The following is a 19,889-nucleotide window of genomic DNA, read 5'->3' as shown; positions in this document are numbered from 1 at the left end:
CTTCAGTCAATTTGATATTAGATAAAACTGTTTGAAATAAATACAAAAAAGCCCGACATAATGCGGGCTTTTTAATTTCAGTTAAATGACATTACAAGCACAAAGGTTACTTACTGTCCTTTTGCTTCATATAGTCAAAGAACTCACTATCAGGCGAAAGTACCATCACATCGCTCTTGCTTGTGAACGTTTTCTTATATGCCTCTAATGAGCGGATAAAACCGAAAAACTCAGGGTCCTGGTTGTAAGCTTGCGCATAGATGTTTGCAGCTTCAGCATCCCCTTCACCTCGTACAGTACGTGCATTACGCTCAGCATCTGCCAACATAACCGTCACACGTCTATCAACCTCTGCACGAATTGTTTCCGCTTTCTCTTGACCTTCAGAGCGGTGCTCTTTTGCAACAGCAGTACGTTCAGCACGCATACGCTGGAAGATAGAGTTACTTACTTCATTAGGTAAGTTAATCTGCTTCACACGCACATCCAGTACTTCAATACCAAGCTCTTGTGCACTCTCAGATGCCTGAACAAGCGCTTCTGCCATCAGCTCACTACGTTCACCAGATACAATCTCTTTAATGGTACGAGAACCAAAGTTTGTTCTTAGACCGTTGTTCACTTTCTGCTTAAGTAGTGTTTCTGCATATTGCTTATCACCACGCGCACGCAAGTAATAGTTAGAGAAGTCACTTACGCGCCACTTTACATAAGAGTCGACGATAAGGTCTTTTTTCTCGCTTGTTACAAAGCGGTCAGGCGCACCATCTAGTGTCTGAATACGCGCATCTAAGTGACGAACTTGGCTGAAGAAAGGCACTTTAAGGTGTAAACCTGGTTCGTACACGACCGCGTTGTCTGAGCTGTCTTTTTGAACCTTACTAAATAATAATACAATCGCTCTTTGTCCTTCAGTCACGACAAAGACTGAAGAGAACCCTAACAGGGCGAGAAGTATCAAAAAGATAAAACCAAAATTTCTCATCAATTATCTCCCGCTGTTAAAACGATCTTGTGAAAATCTATCACTGCTACTATTTACACTGCTATTTTGAGACTGACCCAGCGTTTGACGTAACTGGTTAATGTCATTTCGACTTGGCAGGGTAACAGGTGAAGACGATTGAGATTGCTGCATGATCTTATCAAGTGGCAAGTACATCATGTTATTGCCGCCTTTCACATCAACGATAACCTTAGAACTACGGCCTAAGATTTCTTCCATCGTTTCGATATACAAACGCTCACGCGTTACTTGCTTTGCTGCTGCATATTCAGGTAGTAGCTTTTCAAAACGAGCTACCTCACCTTGCGCTTCTAGGATAATACGCTCTTTATAACCTTCAGCCTCTTGAGTCATACGCGTCACTCGACCACGTGCTCTTGGCTCAATCTCTCTTGCATAGGCCTCAGCTTCACGGATGAAACGTTGCTCATCTTCTTGTGCAGCAATTGCATCATCAAATGCATCTTTGACTTCTGCAGGTGGGCGAGAGTCTTTAAAGTTAACGTCTGTGACGATCAAACCAAGATTATATGGCTCAATAATTTCGTTTAGCTCGTCCCATGTACGTTGACGAACAAGTTCACGACCTGTTGTCAGTACTTGGTCCATGCGAGAATGACCGACAACATAACGCAGTGCACTATCTAGCGCTTGTTGTAAACTGTGATCGGCATCTGTAACGCTAAAACGATACAAAGTCGGGTCGACTACACGGTACTGAACTTCAAACTCAACACTCACCACGTTTTCATCTTCAGTTAGCATAAAGCCTGATGCTGACAAAGAACGTACCGCCTCGATATCAATTGGAATAACACGTTCAATGAAAGTCATTTTCCAACGTAAACCTGGCTCAGCGATGCGGTCAAATTGACCGAACTGAAGTACGATGCCTCGTTCGGCTTCTTTCACGGTGTAGATACCGCTTAGTGCCCATACAATTAAAGCAATGATGAAGATGAAGGTGATCCCTGCACCACCAATGCCGTTTTTATTATTTCCTGGCTTACCGCCAAATATTCCGCCGAATTTGTTGTTAAACTTGCGGAATACCTCGTCCAGATCTGGTGGCCCTTGATCTCTCCCACCGCGATTTTTCCACGGGTCGTTATCATTGCCATTATTACCCGGTTCGTTCCAGGCCATAGCTATACTCCATTGTTATAAAATGAATTAAATTAAATCTAACAAAATTTGCCGCATTCTTATAGCGAATTAGGCTGAATTAGTAATTTTTTCAACTTTAAGCAATAAACTGCTCTATTTCCGGCCCTTGCTCTTTTTTCAGCCGCTCCCAATCAGCTTGAGGCAGTCTCACATTAAGCAGCCAGTTACCTAACTCGTCATAACTCTCATCACAAACCGCATTCAGATTGAATAGTGCCCCGCGTAATTTCCCAAAAGCAGGAGGGACAACAAGCTGATTGCAAAACATCTTTTTTGCAAGCAATTCAGAGATTGCCTGTGACAGTAACTCAATACCTGTATTAGCTTGCGCTGATAGCCACACTCTAATTGGTACGCCATTTTCATCTCTATCGATCTTTGGTTGGATCTCTTCCACTAAATCTATTTTGTTATAGACCAATAGCTGAGGGATCTCATCGGCTTCAATTTCTTCTAAAACCGATTGTACCTGTTCAATGTTCTCTTTTCTTCTTTGGTCAGCAACATCAACAACATGGAGTTGTAAATCTGCTTCACGCGTCTCTGTTAATGTCGCTTTAAACGCTGCAACGAGATCGTGAGGTAGATGTCTAATAAAACCAACAGTATCAGCTAAAATTACTGGCCCAACATCCTCTATGTCTAGCTTACGCAGCGTAGGGTCAAGCGTCGCAAATAGCTGGTCAGCAGCGTATACGTCAGAGTTAGTAATTCGATTGAACAGCGTGGACTTGCCTGCATTCGTATAGCCAACCAGTGATACGGTCGGAATTTCATTTCGGCTTCTTGCTCTGCGCCCCTGTTCTCGAACCACGGCTACTTTATCAAGCCTTTTTCGAATACTCTTAATACGTTCTCTAAGTAGTCGACGGTCCGTTTCTAACTGTGTTTCACCAGGGCCTCGTAAGCCAATGCCACCCTTTTGCCTCTCTAAGTGCGTCCACCCTCTGATCAGGCGTGTTGAAATATGCCTTAGCTGAGCTAACTCAACCTGCAACTTACCCTCGTGTGTTCGCGCACGCTGTGCGAAAATATCTAGGATAAGAGTCGTTCTATCAAGCACACGACAGCGACAAACATGTTCTAAATTTCGCTCTTGAGAAGGACTGAGTTGGTGATTAAATATAATGACGTCTGCTTTATAAGTTCTGACAATCTCGGCAATTTCTTCTGCTTTACCCGTGCCTACAAATAGCTTGGGATGCGGTGCTTGACGGCTGCCTTGCACAACCGCCACGCTACTAACACCAGCAGAAGATACTAGCATTTCCAATTCTTGCAGATCTTCTCGATCTCCTTCGTTAGGAAACTCTATGTGCACTAAGACTGCCTGTTCGCCGGCTTCATAACGGTCAAACAAGCAATATGCTCCTAATATCTATTAAAAATTTCCATCTTCGTTTTGTTCTGCGCCTTCATTTCCTTGTGTATTCTGGAAATTGACAGCTCTAGCAGGAACAACCGTTGAGATAGCATGTTTGTAAACCATTTGGTTTACGGTATTTTCAAGTAAAATCACAAATTGGTCAAAAGACTGGATTTTGCCTTGTAATTTGATGCCGTTAACTAAAAAAATTGAAACTGGAATGCGCTCACGACGCAAGACATTCAAAAACGGGTCTTGTAACGATTGGCCTTTTGCCATTTTCTTATCCTTCGTTCTAGGTGTTATTATGTTGAGTTAGTTGAATAAATTAAAACAAATTATTGGTTCAACTACTATTAGCTTAGCGAACTTAAAATTCGTTGCAAGTTTTCTTGCTCTCCGGTCTCTAGCCAAGTTACATTTGGCCAACTACGAAGCCAGGTCAACTGTCGCTTTGCAAGTTGTCTGGTAGCGGCTATACCTCTGAATACCATTTCATCGTAATCGCATTCACCGCTTAAATGTTCCCACATTTGCCGATATCCTACACAACGTATAGAAGGCAAATCTGGATGCAAATCATCTCGATTATATAGGGTCAAAACTTCGTTTTTAAACCCTTGATCAAGCATTATTTTAAATCTTTCCTCAATTCGCTCATGCAATATTTTACGATCATTTGGTGCAATGGCAAACTGATAAAAAGTATAAGGCAGCTCAGGTTGTTTTTGCTTTTGCAATAACGACATGGGCTTGCCTGTTATACGATACACCTCAAGCGCGCGATTAATTCGCTGTGAATCATTTTCAGAAATTTTCGCAGCAGCTTCTGGGTCTATTTGCGCAAGCTCCTCGTGCAAAGCTGGCCAGCCCTTTTCTGACGCTTCTTGCTCAAGCTTTGCTCGAACAACTTCAGATGCCTCAGGTAAAGGAGATAGTCCTTCTATGAGTCCTTTGAAATACATCATAGTGCCACCGACCAAAACGGGCACCTTGCCTTGTGCATGAAGTTTGTCTATCAGCGCAATCGCATCGCGGCGGAAATCTGCAACTGAATAACTCTCTCGAGGGTCGATCAAATCTATCAAGTGATGAGGTGCTTGAGCCAGTTCATTTGCATCAGGCTTCGCGGTACCAACATCCATACCCTTGTATACTAGCGCAGAGTCAACACTGATAATCTCAGTATCTAAATGCTTACATAGCTCAATGGCCAGAGCAGTTTTTCCTGCTGCGGTTGGCCCCATCAGCGTAATAACGGGTTTATTCTGCAAACTAATACCCTTTTGGTAATAAATCTAAAATATATTTTGGCTCTATTTTAACGGCTTTTGCCATAATTGCTGCTCTGCTTTTTGGTTTTTTTAGCATTTTTTCACGTACTTTTAGAAAATGCTGCGATGCAAAATAACCCTGTGGTGTATTTTTCAACAGCCATTCAACCCAAAAGTCTAAATTATCTAACGCGCTCTGATGCTCAACACATGTTTCAACAAGCAGGGAAATACATTGGCCGACATCCAAGCTATATAAGCTCACAGGTAACTTTTTCACCATCACATGCGTGCCTTGAAAGCTCAGATCAAAGCCTAATAACGTCAACCAAGAGTCCACTTTTTCTAAGCTTTGCCCTTCTTGCTTATCTTGGCTTACTCTCACAGGCAACAGCAAAGCTTTACCTAATAATGTGCCATCCGTTTCAATTTGCTCCAGCCACAGCGGCAAAAGACCTTCACGAGTATGGCTAACCAGTAGCGTGTCTTCATCTTGCAGTAACACAGCTCCTTCCGGTAGTGCCATCCAATGCGTTTGTGTAATACTCTGTTCTGTATCGCCTTTTGAGGCTTGAGTATTGTAAATCGACTCTGCGTTCTTAACAGGACGATTGTCAGCCTCAGTTGTGAAAGCTTGGTAAAGCTGATTTACATTGACTTGTTTCGTCTGACCAGAAGATGAACCCAAATCACTGCGCGGCGCATGATAATTTGAGCGACTAGTGCAGTTCGTTTGCCGTACACTGCTCTCAAAGTTAGCCACACTTGAGCTTGGCATTGAAATATTAGGAGTAGGTGTTGCTGATGCTTCTTGTTGCAGCGGTGTTCGGTAGGATTGATGCAGCTGTTCTTGATGCGTCGTAATGTTTGGCTCATTGAGCGCAAGGCTAGGCTCAGGTGCTACCTCGTCATCGATATGGGTATAAGGCAAAGCTGAAGATCTAGGTTCTACAACTTGCTTTACAGCTTGAACAATAAAATCATGTACTAACCGAGCTTGATGGAATCTCACCTCATGTTTGGCTGGATGAACATTCACGTCAACCTGTCTTGGGTCTAATTCGAGATAAATGACAAAACCAGGTGTCTCGGGACTGCCCGTCGCCTCTTCAAAAGCTTGTCTGATCGCGTGCAGTATCAGCTTATCTCGCATCATGCGACCGTTCACATACGTGTATTGTGGCTGCGTATTACTACCAAGGGGCAATACCCACCCATATAGCTCTAACCCTTCGTAACCGGATTCAATAAAGCTCGCTTCGCGCTGAAATACTCTCCCAGCAACTTGCGCAACCCTTTCGATACTTCGCGGATCTTGCTTCGCCCGATATTGACGCACAACCTTTTGGTTATGTGTTAGCGTAATCGCCACGTCAAAACGACTCAGCGCAATTCTTTTAACCAATTCATCGATATGGCTAAACTCTGTTTTTTCTGTGCGCAGAAACTTCCGGCGAGCTGGTGTATTAAAAAACAAATCTTTGACTTCAATTGTGGTGCCGTTTGGGTGCGCTGTCGGTTGAACTTGCACAGCCATATCCCGCCCTTCCGCACACGCTTGCCATGCTGTATCTTGAGCTTCAGGTTTAGAGCTCAATGTAAGTCTTGATACGGAGCTAATCGACGCAAGTGCCTCACCTCTAAAGCCCAAAGAAGCAATCGCTTCAAGATCGTCTAAATTCTTGAGCTTGCTGGTTGCGTGTCGAGATAATGCCAGCGCCAATTCGTCTTTGTAAATTCCTGAGCCATTATCTCGAATCCGAATGAGCTTATGACCGCCTCGCTCAATTTCAACTTGAATGCGGGTAGCGCCAGCATCGATGCTATTTTCTACTAGCTCTTTAACCACGGACGCAGGACGCTCAACTACTTCACCTGCTGCAATTTGGTTAGCCAGCCTCGCTGGTAAAATCTCAATAGCCATGTTTTACGCCCTGGGAATAGTCAGCACTTGACCAATATGTAATACGTTATTCTTCAATCGATTAGCACGCTTTAGTGCTGATACTGTGGTGCCATATCTCGCCGCAACAACGCTCAATGACTCCCCTCGCTTCACTTTATGCTTTAAAGGCTTTTTCTCTTTCAATCGAGCAAATAAAGAGTCATCGGGCGGATTCTTCTGATAGTAGCGCTTGATGGCCGTAAATACGGCATTGGCCAATCGCTGTTGATGATAAGCAGTTTTTAATTGCTTTTCTTCTTGAGGATTCGAAATAAACCCTGTTTCCACCAAAATAGAGGGGATATCAGGTGATTTTAATACCCCAAAGTTTGCAGCTTGCGGCCGCTTTTTATGTAACTTGGCGACTTTCTGTAACTCGTCTACCACTTTTTCAGCGACCTGAAACCCGGTTGTCATGGAGTGATCCATAGACATATCGAGCAACGTTTTAGCTAGATACTTTTCATTTGCGGTGTCTTTTATTACCCCAGCAGCGCCACCCAATAATTGAGATTGCTTTTCCCTATTCTCTAGCCACTTACCAATTTCTGAATTGGCACGACGCAATGACAAGGTCCACACAGAGGCACCTCTTGGACGAGGACTAGAAAATGCATCCGCATGAATTGAAACAAAGAAATCTGCACGTTTCTTTCTCGCTTTCGCTGTGCGTGTATTGAGTTTTAAAAAGTAATCCCCTGAGCGAGTCAATTGCGCCTTCATTCCCGGCTGTTTGTTAATTAACCTTTCCAGTCGCTTGGCTATTTGTAGCGTAATATGCTTTTCGTACGTGCCTGTTGGGCCAATAGAGCCCGGATCTTGCCCGCCGTGGCCAGCATCAATGGCGATAATGATATCTCTATCACGCTTACTATTTCGTTTTGTACTCGCTGTTTTAGTTACTGGCGGCTTTTTTTGTCCATATAGATCAACAACTAATCTATCAGAACTCTTGCCTGTGGGGGCCAGGGGAAAAATGACGGGCTTTGTTGGGCGACTTAATTCAAATACAACCCGTGTACTAGTGCGCTTTTTTGGTGAGCTATAACGCACCTTTTTAATAACACGGTGCTTCTTTGGGATTGCCGGTAATGTGGGAAGTCGCTTTGTATTCTCAAAGTCAATCACCAGACGCAGTGGCTTTTGCAATACAAAGTAGCTGAACTCAGGTTTTTTTGATAAATCAAACACCACCCGCGTGCTTTCAGCCGATGGGCTAATTCGCACATTTTTTATGGTGTTTTTTGCAAATGCCTGTGCTGCAAACATCAGCAGCACAAACATTGTAACTAAATAGCTATATTTAATGATAACACTACGCATAACTACCAATAGTCAGTAATACCTGCAGCCCACGTTCATTATGCGCTTTTAAAGTCACCTTTCTCGCATCACCATCATAAGCAAGAAAGATATCAATATCTGGTTCAGGAATAAAACCTTGACCTTTTTCTGGCCACTCAACAATACATACCGCATCAGCAGCAAAGTAATCACGGATCCCCATGAACTCAAGTTCCTCAGGGTCGCCTAAGCGGTATAAATCAAAATGGTAAACTGACTTTTCAGGTAATTCATAGGGCTCTACAAGTGTATAGGTTGGACTCTTTACATTGCCCGTATGCCCAAGACCCTGCACAATTCCTCGAGTCGTGGTTGTTTTACCAGCACCTAAATCACCATGCATATAAAACACCGCACCTTCCACAATTGAAGATGCAAGCTTTTTACCTAACTCGACAGTCGCTTCTTCATTGGCCAAAGAAAGCGTTAAAGTACTGTTTTGGCTCATCCCATAATACCTCTAATATGGACAAATAAATCACTTGCTAACGTACCGAGCTGCCCATCTCGAGCTGCCTGCTCAGCTGCAAGGCCATGAATATACACACCAAGCGTCGCCGCTTCAAATCGACTTAAGCCCTGTGCTAATAAACCAGCGATTATACCAGATAATACATCCCCCATCCCAGCACTAGCCATAGCAGAGCATCCTGAGCGGTTAATATTTATTCTCTTTCCATCAACGATTAAACTTCCTGGACCTTTTAAAACAATACAGGCCGCATACTCTGCACTAAGTTGCTCAGCCATCTCGAACCGTTTAGAAGTATTAAAGGTTGAATTTCCCAACAGGCGTTTTGCTTCACCAAAGTGAGGCGTTAATATCGCACGATGCCATGGCAGATGGGACTGAGCAAGTAAATTGAGTCCATCCGCATCGCAGACAACTAATCCTTGATATTTTTTAACCGCAGCGTACATTTTTTTCGCCCATGCATCTTGACCAAGCCCTGGGCCAATCACTACGACATCTGCTTTATTAAGTAAGGTTTCCAATTCCGCTGCGACTGCAACACCATGCACCATTAATTCATAGCGGCCATGTAAAACAGCAGATTGATTTTCAGGGTGTGTCGCCACACTTACCAAACCAGCCCCCGTCCTTAAGCAGGCTTCTGCCGCTAATCTAATAGCCCCTGCCATGCCTTTTCCGCCACCCACAAGTAACACATGGCCACATTGGTTTTTATAACTGTCAGCCGCTCGAACAGGACGTAAAGAGCGTAAGTATTTACCACCGGGGTAACAACAATTGGTATGAGATAGTTCAGCAAATGCTTCCGCAATGCCTAAATCAGCTAACAATAACTCACCACACAGGTTCGGTGCATTGCCAGTCAACATGCCTTGCTTCAGCGCAATAAATGTCAATGTTGTATCTGCTTGAAAGCTATCTGGAGATACCTCTGCCGTTGTACCATTCACCCCGCTTGGGATATCAACCGCTAACTTCCACGCTTTACTAGATTTAAAATGGTTAAATGCTTCTTTTACCTGCTCAGGTAAGGCTCCTCGAAACCCTGTGCCAAATACCGCATCAACAATGGCATCATAGCTGTGGTCAATGCACGAGCGCAGCGACACCACACGACCACCACTGCGACAAAACAACTGGTAAGCTTCTGCGGCATCATCTTTGAGCAAAGACGGTTCAAATAGCGCACACACGGTGACATGAATTTGTGCATGCAAACATCGCTTTGCAAGCATAAAACCGTCACCGGCATTATTGCCCTTGCCCGTAAAAATTAAAATATTTTTGACGGCCCTATTGCGTACTAATTCAAATAACGCGTGACCCGCTCGCTGCATCAATTCGCTTAATGTCGTACCAGAGTTGAGCGCTGCCTGTTCCTCATGCAGCTTTACTTCTTGGGCGCAATAAGCAATTTGTGGTAAATTATGAGTGTATTGACCTTGCAAAATAGACATTCCGTGAATAAAGCCATATCTACTATTAACTATACTGAACTTGCCGAAAAAATTAAGTGTTGGGGCAAAGAATTAGGCTTTGCTGAAGTTGGGATCACCGATATTGACCTCAGTGAACATGAACAGCAACTCCAACGCTGGCTGGATTTAGGGTATCACGGAGAGATGGAGTATATGGCGGCACATGGTATGAAACGTGCTCGACCAGCAGAATTAGTGCCTGGCACAAAAAGTATTGTCTCAGTAAAAATGAACTATCTCCCACCTGATGCCAGCTTTGCGCGCGCCTTAAAAAATAGCACAACCGCTTATATCAGTCGCTACGCACTTGGACGCGATTATCACAAGGTTTTGCGCAACCGACTAAAAAAACTGGGCCAACGTATTGAGCAAGAAGTTGGCCAATATGGTTTTCGTCCATTCGTCGACTCAGCGCCCGTGCTTGAAAGGCAGATCGCCGAAAAAGCTGGGCTTGGCTGGCGCGGTAAAAATAGTTTACTTATTCATAAACAAGCCGGCTCATGGTTTTTTCTTGGCGAGTTATTTGTCGATTTACCATTGCCACCTGATCAAAAACAGGTAGAAGAAGGGTGCGGAAAGTGCAACGCCTGCATTAGTTTATGTCCCACAGGGGCAATTGTAGAGCCTTATGTTGTCGATGCCAGACGCTGCATTTCTTATCTTACGATTGAGCTACAAGGCGCTATTCCTGAAGAGTTTCGTCCTTTATTAGGCAACCGCATCTATGGATGCGACGACTGCCAACTCGTCTGCCCTTGGAATCGTTTTGGACAATTGACCGACGAAGAAGACTTTCACCCAAGGAAGACGCTTAAAGACCGAGAGTTATTAGAATTGTTTGCATGGGATGAAAGTACCTTCTTAAAAAATACCGAGGGCAGCCCAATAAGACGGATAGGACATGAAAGATGGCAACGTAATTTAGCTGTTGGACTTGGCAATGCAAATTATGACGAACAGATAATCGCTGCACTCACCGAAAAGCTGCCACATGTGAGTGAGCTGGTTCAAGAGCATATACACTGGGCACTTGAACAGCAAAAACTCAAACTACATGACGAACGTAAAAAAGCACGCCTCATTCGCATCGTTGAAAAAGGCTTACCTCGGGACGCCTAAGCAAAGCAAAACCGCGGTCATTGCTCATCCGTTGTCAAATTGCATAGATCGTGTTCAATCTCTGCAAATGCATCTTTGACTTGGGCAATGGCTTCTTCTCTTGCAACTGAGCTTTGAATTGCTTCATCAATGTGAGTAAAAATAAACACTTCTTGGTCTTCATCTAGTCCCATAGAAGGGATACGAGACTCAAATAACTCTTGCAACCGTTTAAAAATAGCTTCATTTTGAGAGCGGTTATTATTGAGCATCGACAACAGACCGGTAAATTTACTGTGGATCGTTTTTATCGCACTATTGAGTTCCCGCTGTTGGTTTATCAAAGTATTTTTAGTCAATATCGATAGCAATTGCTGTTCAGTAACACTGACAATAAAGCAAATATGGTCACGTATTCGTCCATGTTTATCTGGATCATCTGACGGCATATTGAGTATGAGTACACTTAACAGCTCATAATTCACCAAAATTCGATTGGTAAACTCATGTAACCGCCCTTTGGAATGTAAAATTTCAAACAACTCTATCACAATTGGTGAGCATAGCCCGGCGGTAGAAAAGTGTAGCTTATCACTATCAACTCGCATTTCTATATTGCAACTCAAGCCGAAATTCGCAAGACAGTTAATCAATGCATTTGCCAACTCAGAAACATCTTGGATAGTACCAACCTGCTCGACAAAATTTACAATCTGCCCCATTTCACTGCTTGTTGCCATCGCACTGAAAGCAGTTGTGGTCGCATCTTCTATTTGCTGCTCCAGAATATCTTTTTCTAACAGCATTTGCCCTAAATGTAGCAATTTTGCTTTGAGCTCACTATGGCCAAATGGTTTGACAATATAATCTTCCGCGCCAACGGAGTACCCTTCCATACGCTCTTCAACCGAGCCTCTGGCAGAGACAAACATCACAATAATATGGCTCAAGCTTGGATTAGCTTTGATGGCTTTACATACTTCATAGCCGCTCATTTGCGGCATACTCACATCCAGTAATATGACCTGTGGGTCATAAGACTCAACAATCTCAAGGCATTCTTGTCCACTGGTGGCGGTTTGCACTTCAAAGTCTAGATCTTCTAAGATTTCTTCAATAATTTCGAGGTTAAATGGCTCATCGTCCACTGCTAAAATTCTTTGTAATGCCATAATTTAAGTTCCTTGTGCTCCTTTCCTATAGTTATAGTCACTGATTTAGCTTGTCGCTAGTCACCCTTCAAATTGGGCAGCTCAACAACAAATTCAGCACCGCCACTTTCACTATTTCGAGCGTAAATACAGCCTTTGTGCAACAGCACAAACTCTTTGCAAATCGCTAAACCTAGCCCAGTTCCGCCAGCCCCACTATTGGTCTTGCTGCTTTGTGCGAATTTATCAAAAATATGCTCCAGTTCATCACTTGGGATCCCAACCCCCTGGTCACAAATTGTTAAACAAATTTGCTCTTCTCTTTGCGATAAATAGACTTCAACATGGCTCTGCTTAGGGCTAAACTTAAGTGCATTGCCAAGTAAATTTCTGACCACTTGGACCATTTGGTCTCTATCACACTCGATGTTTACCCCAGACTCTGGCGCATGCAAATTGATAGAAATACACTTTTCCATTGCCAGCCCAGACACATCTTCTACTCCTTCAGCAAGAATGGATACAAAGTTATGTTTTGCCGGGTTAAATGGAAAGCGTCCAGCATCTAACTTAGATAAATCGAGTAAGTTATTTAATAACAACAGCAGCCTTTCACCACTGGTTTCAATACGCGATAAGTATTTGGTTAACTTTTCTATCGGCGCTTCATTTACCGCTAACTTATCTAAGCCAAAACGGGCAAAACTTAAAATAGAATGCATCGGCGTGCGCAATTCATGAGACATATTAGCCAAAAACTCAGACTTGCTAATGTTGGCACGCTCAGCAGCCTCTTTGGCTGATTGCAACTGCGACGTTCTCGCTTGTACTTCTGCTTCTAGTACTTCTTTGGCTTCCTCTAACAACTGTTGCTTGCGTTTTAAATGAGCAACATTTTTAAAAATAGCCGCCAGTGCAATCTCGCCATGATGATCAATTTCGATGAAGGTGCCCATTAACGGAATAGACAAACTATCTTGTCTTGGCAGCACTAAGTCACAATCAAAATGCCGTGCGATGAGCCCTGTTTCAATTCGACTTTTCAGCGCTTCCACAGACTGGCGCTCAAATAGATTAAAAATAGAATGAGACTCGAGCTCTTGCGCATTGAGTCCAAATAGGTTTAAACACGCATCATTTGCTTCAATCACAAACCCTTTGAGATTGAACAACATAATAGGGTCAGGAGTATGTTTATAAATAACGCGCAGCAAACTATCACGCTCAATTAATGCGTCTACGGTATCTTGCAGACGCTCTACTAATTCTTGGTTATGTCGACGTAGCAGCTCCGTTTGCCAAAGCTTGTGAAGTGATTGCAAGAGCGCATTTTCATCAACGGGTTTTGTTAATACATCTTCAACCCCCTGCCGTATGGCTTTCAACGTATCTACCTGGCTTTCTCGAGAGGTCATTAATAAACAGCGACAGTTGATGTGGTATAAACGCACTTGCTCAAATACATCCAATCCAGTTTCATCAATTAAATTGAAATCACAAATTAATAAATCAAAATGATGACTCTTTGCTAACAGACCCGCCTCTTTTGAGTTAGTTGCCGTTTTAACATCGAGCTGTGCCCCACGCAAGCTGATAGAAAGCTGCTTGAGTCGTGTCGATATGTGATCTACCAGTAATACCTTAGGCAACAATAATTGTGCTTGTTCACCAATTTCTAGAACCCGCTCCAGTAAACCCGTGATTTCTTTGTTACCAAAAAATGGGTAAATAACTATCGCATTGGAAAGCACTCTATTGAGTTGGCTAAATGCAGTAAGGTGCTCGGAGTTTTCAGGCTTGGGCGCCAACAAGATGATTTTTTCATGCTGACTCAGCTCATCTAAAACCTCAAAATACTCAGGCGGGATCCCATGTGCTATCGCAATGACGTCAAAGTGTGAAAAGCAAGTTTGACTGTCTAACGTTTCATAATGAATGTGCTCAACTTCACTGCCTAACAATTCAAACAACACTTTAATGCGCATAGCTAGCACACTATTACTGTCTATGATCAATACCTTATTTGACATGGCGACACCCTTTTTCCGTGGTATCGATTAGTGTAGTCCAAATTAGCAAATGCAAAGGACTAATCAAACATACATCACAGTATAAGCACGTACATATGTCACCTTAAAGCCGCCCCTGACTTGAGTACCCTTATCAATATAGAGTAATAACTCTTTACCATCTTTTGTGATAACCTAGTTGCGCTTTACATAGCCCCAGATATGATGATTAATTTACGGTTCAACGTATTAAAGCGGGCCCTAATTTTCTAACAAAATGAACTATTTCTTTTGTCACTCGTAAATAAAAATAAACAACGGAACTTATCATGCTAAAAAGAACGATTATCAGCCTTGCTTTGGCACTGAGCAGCCCTTTCGCCTTTGCAAATTGTAACGACTTTACTGATGTTGACGTTAGAAAGTTACGCTCGAAAGAAACAGTAAACCTATGCCAGTTTAAAGACAAACCTTTGCTTCTGGTTAATACGGCAAGCAATTGCGGATTCACAGGTCAATTTAAAGACCTTGAAGCACTTCATCAAAAATATAAAGACCAAGGCCTAGTAGTCGTCGGTTTCCCTTCAGATGATTTCTTCCAAGAAGAAAATGATGAAGCGGATACTGCAAAAGTGTGTTTCGTCAATTACGGTGTGACATTTACGATGATGGCGACAAGCCCAGTTCGCGGGGATGATGCTAATCCGATATTCAAGCATCTGGGAGAGCAGGCAGGTTCACCAAAGTGGAATTTTTATAAGTATCTCGTTTCTGCAGATAGAAAAGAAATTCAACGCTTTGGCAGCCGTACCAAGCCGCTATCTGATGAGCTAACCAGTGCAATTGAAAAGCAAATCAGGTAAAAGCATGCGTTTTTACCACTTTTGCATTAGAATAAGGTATGAATAAAAATCAGGCAAGGCATGGAGAGAAGATGACATTAGCAAGTGCAAGACATATTTTAGTAGATAGCGAAGCACAATGTTTAGAATTAAAGCAGCGGATTGCTGGCGGTGAAGACTTTGCAGACTTAGCAAAAGAGTTTTCTAATTGTCCATCTGGGCAAGATGGTGGCGCACTTGGTGAGTTTGGACCTGGAATGATGGTACCAGAATTCGATAAGGTGGTATTTTCTGCCCCGTTAAATGAAGTGCAGGGACCTGTACAAACACAGTTTGGGTATCACCTGCTTGAGGTGACGTCCCGTCAGGACTAAACAGTAAGAGGGTAGTCAGTAAGCTACCCTTATTTCTCTCAAGTTTATCTCAGTCAAAAATATATAATATCAACTTCTCTCTAACTCAAAAGCATGTCGTGCTACACTCATAAACAAATAATTTATGAGGGAACACACTGTGATTTTATACGGCTCCGATACATCTCCTTATGTCAGAAGATTAAGAATCTATTGCGGTATTCACAATCTCACCGTTGATTATAAGCCCATTGATATCTTCAACGCACAAGACAGAGAAATACTCATCAAGCATAATCCTGCGCGTAAAATTCCATTTTTAATCTGTGCCGAACAGGCGATATGTGATTCAAATGTGATTGTCAGATATCTACAAGATAAATTTTCTCTCCCACATCTAAATTGGCAACAAGAGAACTTGCTTACTACCATCAACGCCTGTAATGACTCACTGATTGAGATGCTGCTTGGACAACGCTCAGGATTTGACACCCAAGCAGACGTTTTATTTTTTAATTTACAGCGAGAGCGTATAACTGAAACATTGGCTTATTTAGATAAGCAATGTGCAACAGACGTATTTTTGAACTGCGAGTATTTGCAGATCAGTTTATACTGCTTGCTAGACTGGATCCGATTCAGAGACCTAGCTGATATTAGTCATTTACATGGGCTACTCTCGCATCTAGAGACATGGCAACAAAATACATTCGCCCAAGAAACGGATCCCCGCAGTTAATTTTTTACTGGTAACTAATATGAATGATCTTGAATTAGAATCTGAAGTGGTCAATTTTGTCACTGTCGTTAAACAAAGTGAGCAATTATGGGCACTAGGTGCTGAAGATGGCGGCTTTGTCATTGTAGAATCAAATCAATTTGAAGAGTCTGATGTTTTGCTCTTGTGGGGTGACGAAGCCGCTGCACAAGCGCAATGTAAAGATGAATGGGAAGAGTTTAAGCCCATTGCTATCGACCTAGATCCATTCCTTGACGAATGGGTTGAGGATTTAAGAGACGACAATGCACTGGTTGGAATTAATTGGAATGATGACAATGTATGCGTTGAAATTGAACCAGTTAGCCTAGCTCGCGCACTCGCTGACTAAAGCAATAAGCGTCCCTTCTATTGCGCGTACATATGCTTGTATATGTACGCCTTTTTGACACGGTGCAGATAGAGGCTCAGCGCCAGCTGCAACTGCCTTGTCATAGCAACTCGATACATTTTCACAGCCGAGCGTCAACTCAAACCCGAGAGCTGGTTGCTTTGGTTGAGAGCGAATATATGTTTGTTTAAACTGAGATTGTGCAACTGGATGCGTCGCAAACGCAAGTAAGACATTGCCAGTGTCCAACTCTCCATAGTCACCATTCTCTGTTACAGAATGTGCACTGAGTCCAAACGCTTGAAAGTAAAAATCCAAAACCTCTTCGACATCATCGACATAAATGACTGTTTTAAGAAAATGCATCACAACAATATGTTAAACAAATATATCATTAATAAAGCATAATTAATGAGCAGCGTAAAGACTACTATCAATTCAATGGCACTATTTTGCTGGCTCAGTAGAAATAAAATAAGCTGTTGATACACATACTCATTGAAAGCGCGGTATGGTAGAAATGAAAATGGCGCATTACGCGCCATTGATTATGTTTTGTTTCTCTGCTCTTTCGTAAACGCTCGCAGTTTACGTTTTTGCGATAAGGTCATTTTATTAGTTCGACCTGAGTACGGGTTATCCCCTTCTCTGAACTCTATTTTTATTGGCGTACCCATAATGTTCAACGCTTTTCGATAATAGTTCATCAAATAGCGTTTATAGCTATCAGGTAGATCATGTACCTGGTTACCATGGATAACAATCCTAGGTGGATTGTAACCACCGGCGTGAGCATATTTAAGCTTAACACGACGACCACGTACTAAAGGTGGTTGGTGATCTGCTTGAGCCATATCCATAATACGTCTAAGCATCGCTGTGCTGACACGCTTGGTCGCAGATTCATAAGCCTCATCAACTGACTCAAATAAATGACCAACACCCGTGCCATGTAACGCAGAGATAAAGTGTAACCTAGCAAAGTCGATAAAGCCTAAACGGCGGTCTAACTCTGATTTAATACGCTCTTTAACATAGTTATCCAAGCCATCCCATTTGTTCACAGCAATGACCAGTGAACGACCAGAATTTAGTGCAAAGCCGAGTAGACTTAAGTCCTGATCAGAAATACCTTCTCGTGCATCAACCACCAACAGGATCACATTCGCGTCTTCAATCGCTTTCAATGTTTTGATCACTGAAAACTTTTCAACCACATCACTGACTTTTTTACGCTTACGAACACCCGCTGTATCAATCAACACGTACTCTCGGTCGTTACGCGTCATCGGGATATAAATAGAATCTCGCGTTGTGCCTGGCATGTCATAAACAATAACACGCTCTTCACCTAGAATACGGTTTGTTAGTGTTGACTTACCTACGTTCGGGCGGCCAATGATCGCTAATTTTACTGGTTTGTCTTCAAACCCTGTTTTGCCTTCTTCTGGCGCTTCTTCGCCTTCAAGGTACAGTTCAGCAATACTTTCATCGTCTTGTTCAATATCATCTTCTTGCTGTGCAAGCTCAGCAATCGTTGGACCTAGTGTTGCATCCAATAATTGCGTAACACCGCGCCCATGCGCAGCCGCAATTTGATGAATATCACCCAAAGCAAGTTGATAAAACTCAGCACAACTAGAATCAGCGTCTATGCCATCTGTTTTGTTGGCAACAATGAAACTTTTCTTTTCTTGCTTCCTCAAATGTTGTGCAATAGCTTGATCAGCAGCTGTCATACCAGCACGAGCATCTACTAAAAACAGCACGACATCAGCTTCTTCAATCGCCAAAAGCGACTGCTCAGCCATCTCCGTTTCAATGCCTTCTTCACTGCCATCAATACCACCTGTATCAACAACAATGAATTCGTAACCATCGTAATCAGCCTGACCGTATTTACGATCGCGTGTTAGACCTGGAAAGTCGGCAACAAGTGCGTCACGAGTACGCGTTAAACGATTAAATAATGTGGATTTACCCACATTTGGTCGCCCTACCAGAGCGATCACAGGAAGCATAGACTACCTCTTCTTTAAACAACAAAAGGCTTCGCAGTGCGAAGCCTTACTAAAACCTTTACGTCAGGGATGATTAAGGGATTTTTATCGCACTGATCTCACCATCTCGGGTGTATACGATCAACTTATCATCAACGATAATGGGTTCAACAAAAAAGCCTGAACTATCAAACTCTTGTCTAGAAACTAAATCACCAGTTTGCTTATCAAGCCAGTGTAAGTTACCTTCCTGATCACCCACTACAACATAATTACCGGCAACCGCTGGGGCAGTTAAATACCAGCCTCTCAAGCCAGCTTGACTCCAACGTTCGGTGCCTGAGTCTTTATCTAGAGCATAGAGCACACCATCACTATCTACCAAGTAAATAGTATTTAATTCAATCGCTAAATCACGATAGCTGCTGTACTCACGATCCCAAACTACGTTGCCATTACGCACATCAATGGCTGCAAGCTTGCCATTATACGCTATCGTGTAGACATACGCACCGGATACAACAGGTTTTGTGTCAACATCAACCAAGCGTTCGAACTCAGACGCACCTTCCGCCAGTGCAACATCCGTGCTCCAAGCTGTAAATCCACTCTCAGCGATCAGTACACTTAACTTACCGCTTTCTTCACCAATCAATACACCGCCATTAGCCGATGTAGGTGAGCTCAAGCCACGAAGTGTTAAAGCAGGGACTTCTTGCTCATAGCTCCAACGCTCTTCTCCTGTATCTGGGTGCAAAGCAAGTAACTTACCCGAGCCCAAGTTGACATAAACCAAACCATCACCAGCACTTGGAGAAGATAACGCTTCACCTGGCACCGACTTACGCCAGACTAATTCGCCTGTTTCTCGGTCAAGGGCAATTACCTCACCATGTTCTGAGCCTATGTAGATTTTGCCATATGCTTGCAAAATACCACCTGATAATTTTGCAGAGTCATCGTCAGCCCAAGGCCAAATTGAGGTGTCTTGTCGCGTATCAATTTCCCACAACTTGTCACCGCTTTCTACGTTATATGCAGCGACTCGCCCTTTTCGCTCAGCAGCAAAAATACTGTCGCCATGCGCAGTGGGTGTCAGACGCGAAAAGTAATGCTCAACGCCATCACCCAGTGATTCTTGCCAAACTGTTTGAGGTTCAAATTGATTGACAATCTCAGGGAGCACCAGCTCCTCTTCATCATCACTCGATGAACAACCCATTAACGATGCCATACACAATGCCAGTGAGGCCATTGTCAACTTCTTCATGG

At 43.0% G+C, this 19,889-nt stretch carries 19 protein-coding genes; 5 read left to right on the top strand and 14 right to left on the bottom strand.

All coding sequences use genetic code 11. From position 1 onward, the window contains the following. Window positions 1-106: 106 nt before the first annotated feature. From hflC to AC2CZC_RS10745, 9 genes are all read right to left on the bottom strand, one after another. The gene (gene hflC / locus AC2CZC_RS10785; RefSeq protein ID WP_063366885.1) at window positions 107-985 is read right to left on the bottom strand and encodes a protease modulator HflC; all 879 of its coding nucleotides are present in this window, start codon (window positions 983-985) and stop codon (window positions 107-109) included. 3 nt (window positions 986-988) lie between these two features. Next, window positions 989-2,152 carry an FtsH protease activity modulator HflK gene (hflK, locus tag AC2CZC_RS10780; protein ID WP_063360945.1) on the bottom strand — a complete coding sequence of 388 codons (1,164 nt, stop codon included), beginning with the start codon at window positions 2,150-2,152 and terminating at the stop codon, window positions 989-991. A 97-nt stretch (window positions 2,153-2,249) separates the two neighbouring features. Continuing rightward, window positions 2,250-3,533: a ribosome rescue GTPase HflX gene (gene hflX, locus AC2CZC_RS10775; protein ID WP_063360946.1), complete on the bottom strand. Its 1,284-nt coding sequence runs from the start codon at window positions 3,531-3,533 to the stop codon at window positions 2,250-2,252. A 21-nt stretch (window positions 3,534-3,554) separates the two neighbouring features. Next, complete coding sequence (gene hfq, locus AC2CZC_RS10770; protein WP_039611821.1) at window positions 3,555-3,818, bottom strand: RNA chaperone Hfq; 264 nt, start codon at window positions 3,816-3,818, stop codon at window positions 3,555-3,557. A gap of 77 nt (window positions 3,819-3,895) precedes the next feature. Continuing rightward, window positions 3,896-4,786, bottom strand: coding sequence for a tRNA (adenosine(37)-N6)-dimethylallyltransferase MiaA (gene miaA / locus AC2CZC_RS10765; protein ID WP_484584873.1), 891 nt, complete (start codon window positions 4,784-4,786; stop codon window positions 3,896-3,898). Between the two features lie 28 nt (window positions 4,787-4,814). Further along, window positions 4,815-6,737, bottom strand: coding sequence for a DNA mismatch repair endonuclease MutL (gene mutL / locus AC2CZC_RS10760; protein ID WP_484581792.1), 1,923 nt, complete (start codon window positions 6,735-6,737; stop codon window positions 4,815-4,817). Between the two features lie 3 nt (window positions 6,738-6,740). Continuing rightward, a complete protein-coding gene (locus tag AC2CZC_RS10755; RefSeq protein WP_484581791.1) occupies window positions 6,741-8,081 on the bottom strand; it encodes an N-acetylmuramoyl-L-alanine amidase in 1,341 nt (446 codons plus the stop codon). Continuing rightward, window positions 8,074-8,550: a tRNA (adenosine(37)-N6)-threonylcarbamoyltransferase complex ATPase subunit type 1 TsaE gene (tsaE, locus tag AC2CZC_RS10750; RefSeq protein ID WP_237138446.1), complete on the bottom strand. Its 477-nt coding sequence runs from the start codon at window positions 8,548-8,550 to the stop codon at window positions 8,074-8,076. Before tsaE ends, AC2CZC_RS10755 begins: the two co-directional genes overlap by 8 nt. Next, complete coding sequence (locus AC2CZC_RS10745) at window positions 8,547-10,034, bottom strand: NAD(P)H-hydrate dehydratase (protein WP_484581790.1); 1,488 nt, start codon at window positions 10,032-10,034, stop codon at window positions 8,547-8,549. The genes tsaE and AC2CZC_RS10745 overlap by 4 nt, the downstream gene beginning before the upstream one ends. A 3-nt stretch (window positions 10,035-10,037) precedes the next feature. On the opposite strand from AC2CZC_RS10745, the gene queG reads away from it, so the two are divergent. Continuing rightward, window positions 10,038-11,174 carry a tRNA epoxyqueuosine(34) reductase QueG gene (gene queG / locus AC2CZC_RS10740; protein WP_484581789.1) on the top strand — a complete coding sequence of 379 codons (1,137 nt, stop codon included), beginning with the start codon at window positions 10,038-10,040 and terminating at the stop codon, window positions 11,172-11,174. Window positions 11,175-11,191: 17 nt separating this feature from the next. Here the strand turns inward: queG and AC2CZC_RS10735 are convergent, their stop codons facing one another. Both AC2CZC_RS10735 and AC2CZC_RS10730 read right to left on the bottom strand, forming a co-directional pair. Then, entirely contained in the window at window positions 11,192-12,325 is a 1,134-nt protein-coding gene (locus tag AC2CZC_RS10735) for a response regulator (protein ID WP_484581788.1), read from the bottom strand. Between the two features lie 56 nt (window positions 12,326-12,381). Further along, complete coding sequence (locus AC2CZC_RS10730) at window positions 12,382-14,334, bottom strand: sensor histidine kinase (protein ID WP_484581787.1); 1,953 nt, start codon at window positions 14,332-14,334, stop codon at window positions 12,382-12,384. A gap of 308 nt (window positions 14,335-14,642) precedes the next feature. Between AC2CZC_RS10730 and AC2CZC_RS10725 the strand changes: the two genes are divergently transcribed. The 4 genes from AC2CZC_RS10725 (at window position 14,643) to AC2CZC_RS10710 (ending at window position 16,617) form a co-directional block, all read left to right on the top strand. After that, window positions 14,643-15,176: a glutathione peroxidase gene (locus AC2CZC_RS10725; protein WP_484584817.1), complete on the top strand. Its 534-nt coding sequence runs from the start codon at window positions 14,643-14,645 to the stop codon at window positions 15,174-15,176. A gap of 71 nt (window positions 15,177-15,247) precedes the next feature. Continuing rightward, complete coding sequence (locus AC2CZC_RS10720; RefSeq protein WP_063360954.1) at window positions 15,248-15,529, top strand: peptidylprolyl isomerase; 282 nt, start codon at window positions 15,248-15,250, stop codon at window positions 15,527-15,529. Between the two features lie 139 nt (window positions 15,530-15,668). After that, window positions 15,669-16,247 carry a glutathione S-transferase family protein gene (locus AC2CZC_RS10715; RefSeq protein ID WP_484584816.1) on the top strand — a complete coding sequence of 193 codons (579 nt, stop codon included), beginning with the start codon at window positions 15,669-15,671 and terminating at the stop codon, window positions 16,245-16,247. Window positions 16,248-16,266: 19 nt separating this feature from the next. After that, window positions 16,267-16,617 (top strand): DUF2750 domain-containing protein, encoded by a 351-nt coding sequence (locus AC2CZC_RS10710; RefSeq protein WP_063360956.1) that lies wholly within the window; start codon window positions 16,267-16,269, stop codon window positions 16,615-16,617. On the opposite strand, the gene AC2CZC_RS10705 is transcribed toward AC2CZC_RS10710, so the two are convergent. From AC2CZC_RS10705 to bamB, 3 genes are all read right to left on the bottom strand, one after another. Next, window positions 16,594-16,983: a VOC family protein gene (locus tag AC2CZC_RS10705; RefSeq protein ID WP_063360957.1), complete on the bottom strand. Its 390-nt coding sequence runs from the start codon at window positions 16,981-16,983 to the stop codon at window positions 16,594-16,596. The genes AC2CZC_RS10710 and AC2CZC_RS10705 overlap by 24 nt on opposite strands. 182 nt (window positions 16,984-17,165) lie before the next feature. After that, window positions 17,166-18,638 (bottom strand): ribosome biogenesis GTPase Der, encoded by a 1,473-nt coding sequence (gene der, locus AC2CZC_RS10700; protein WP_063360958.1) that lies wholly within the window; start codon window positions 18,636-18,638, stop codon window positions 17,166-17,168. Window positions 18,639-18,711: 73 nt separating this feature from the next. Next, complete coding sequence (bamB, locus tag AC2CZC_RS10695) at window positions 18,712-19,887, bottom strand: outer membrane protein assembly factor BamB (RefSeq protein WP_484584815.1); 1,176 nt, start codon at window positions 19,885-19,887, stop codon at window positions 18,712-18,714. Between the last annotated feature and the right edge of the window lie 2 nt (window positions 19,888-19,889).

It is taken from the genome of Pseudoalteromonas sp. MMG033 (assembly GCF_057197785.1).
Note: the sequence above shows the minus strand (reverse complement) of the source record. Positions and strands in the feature narration are given on the sequence as shown.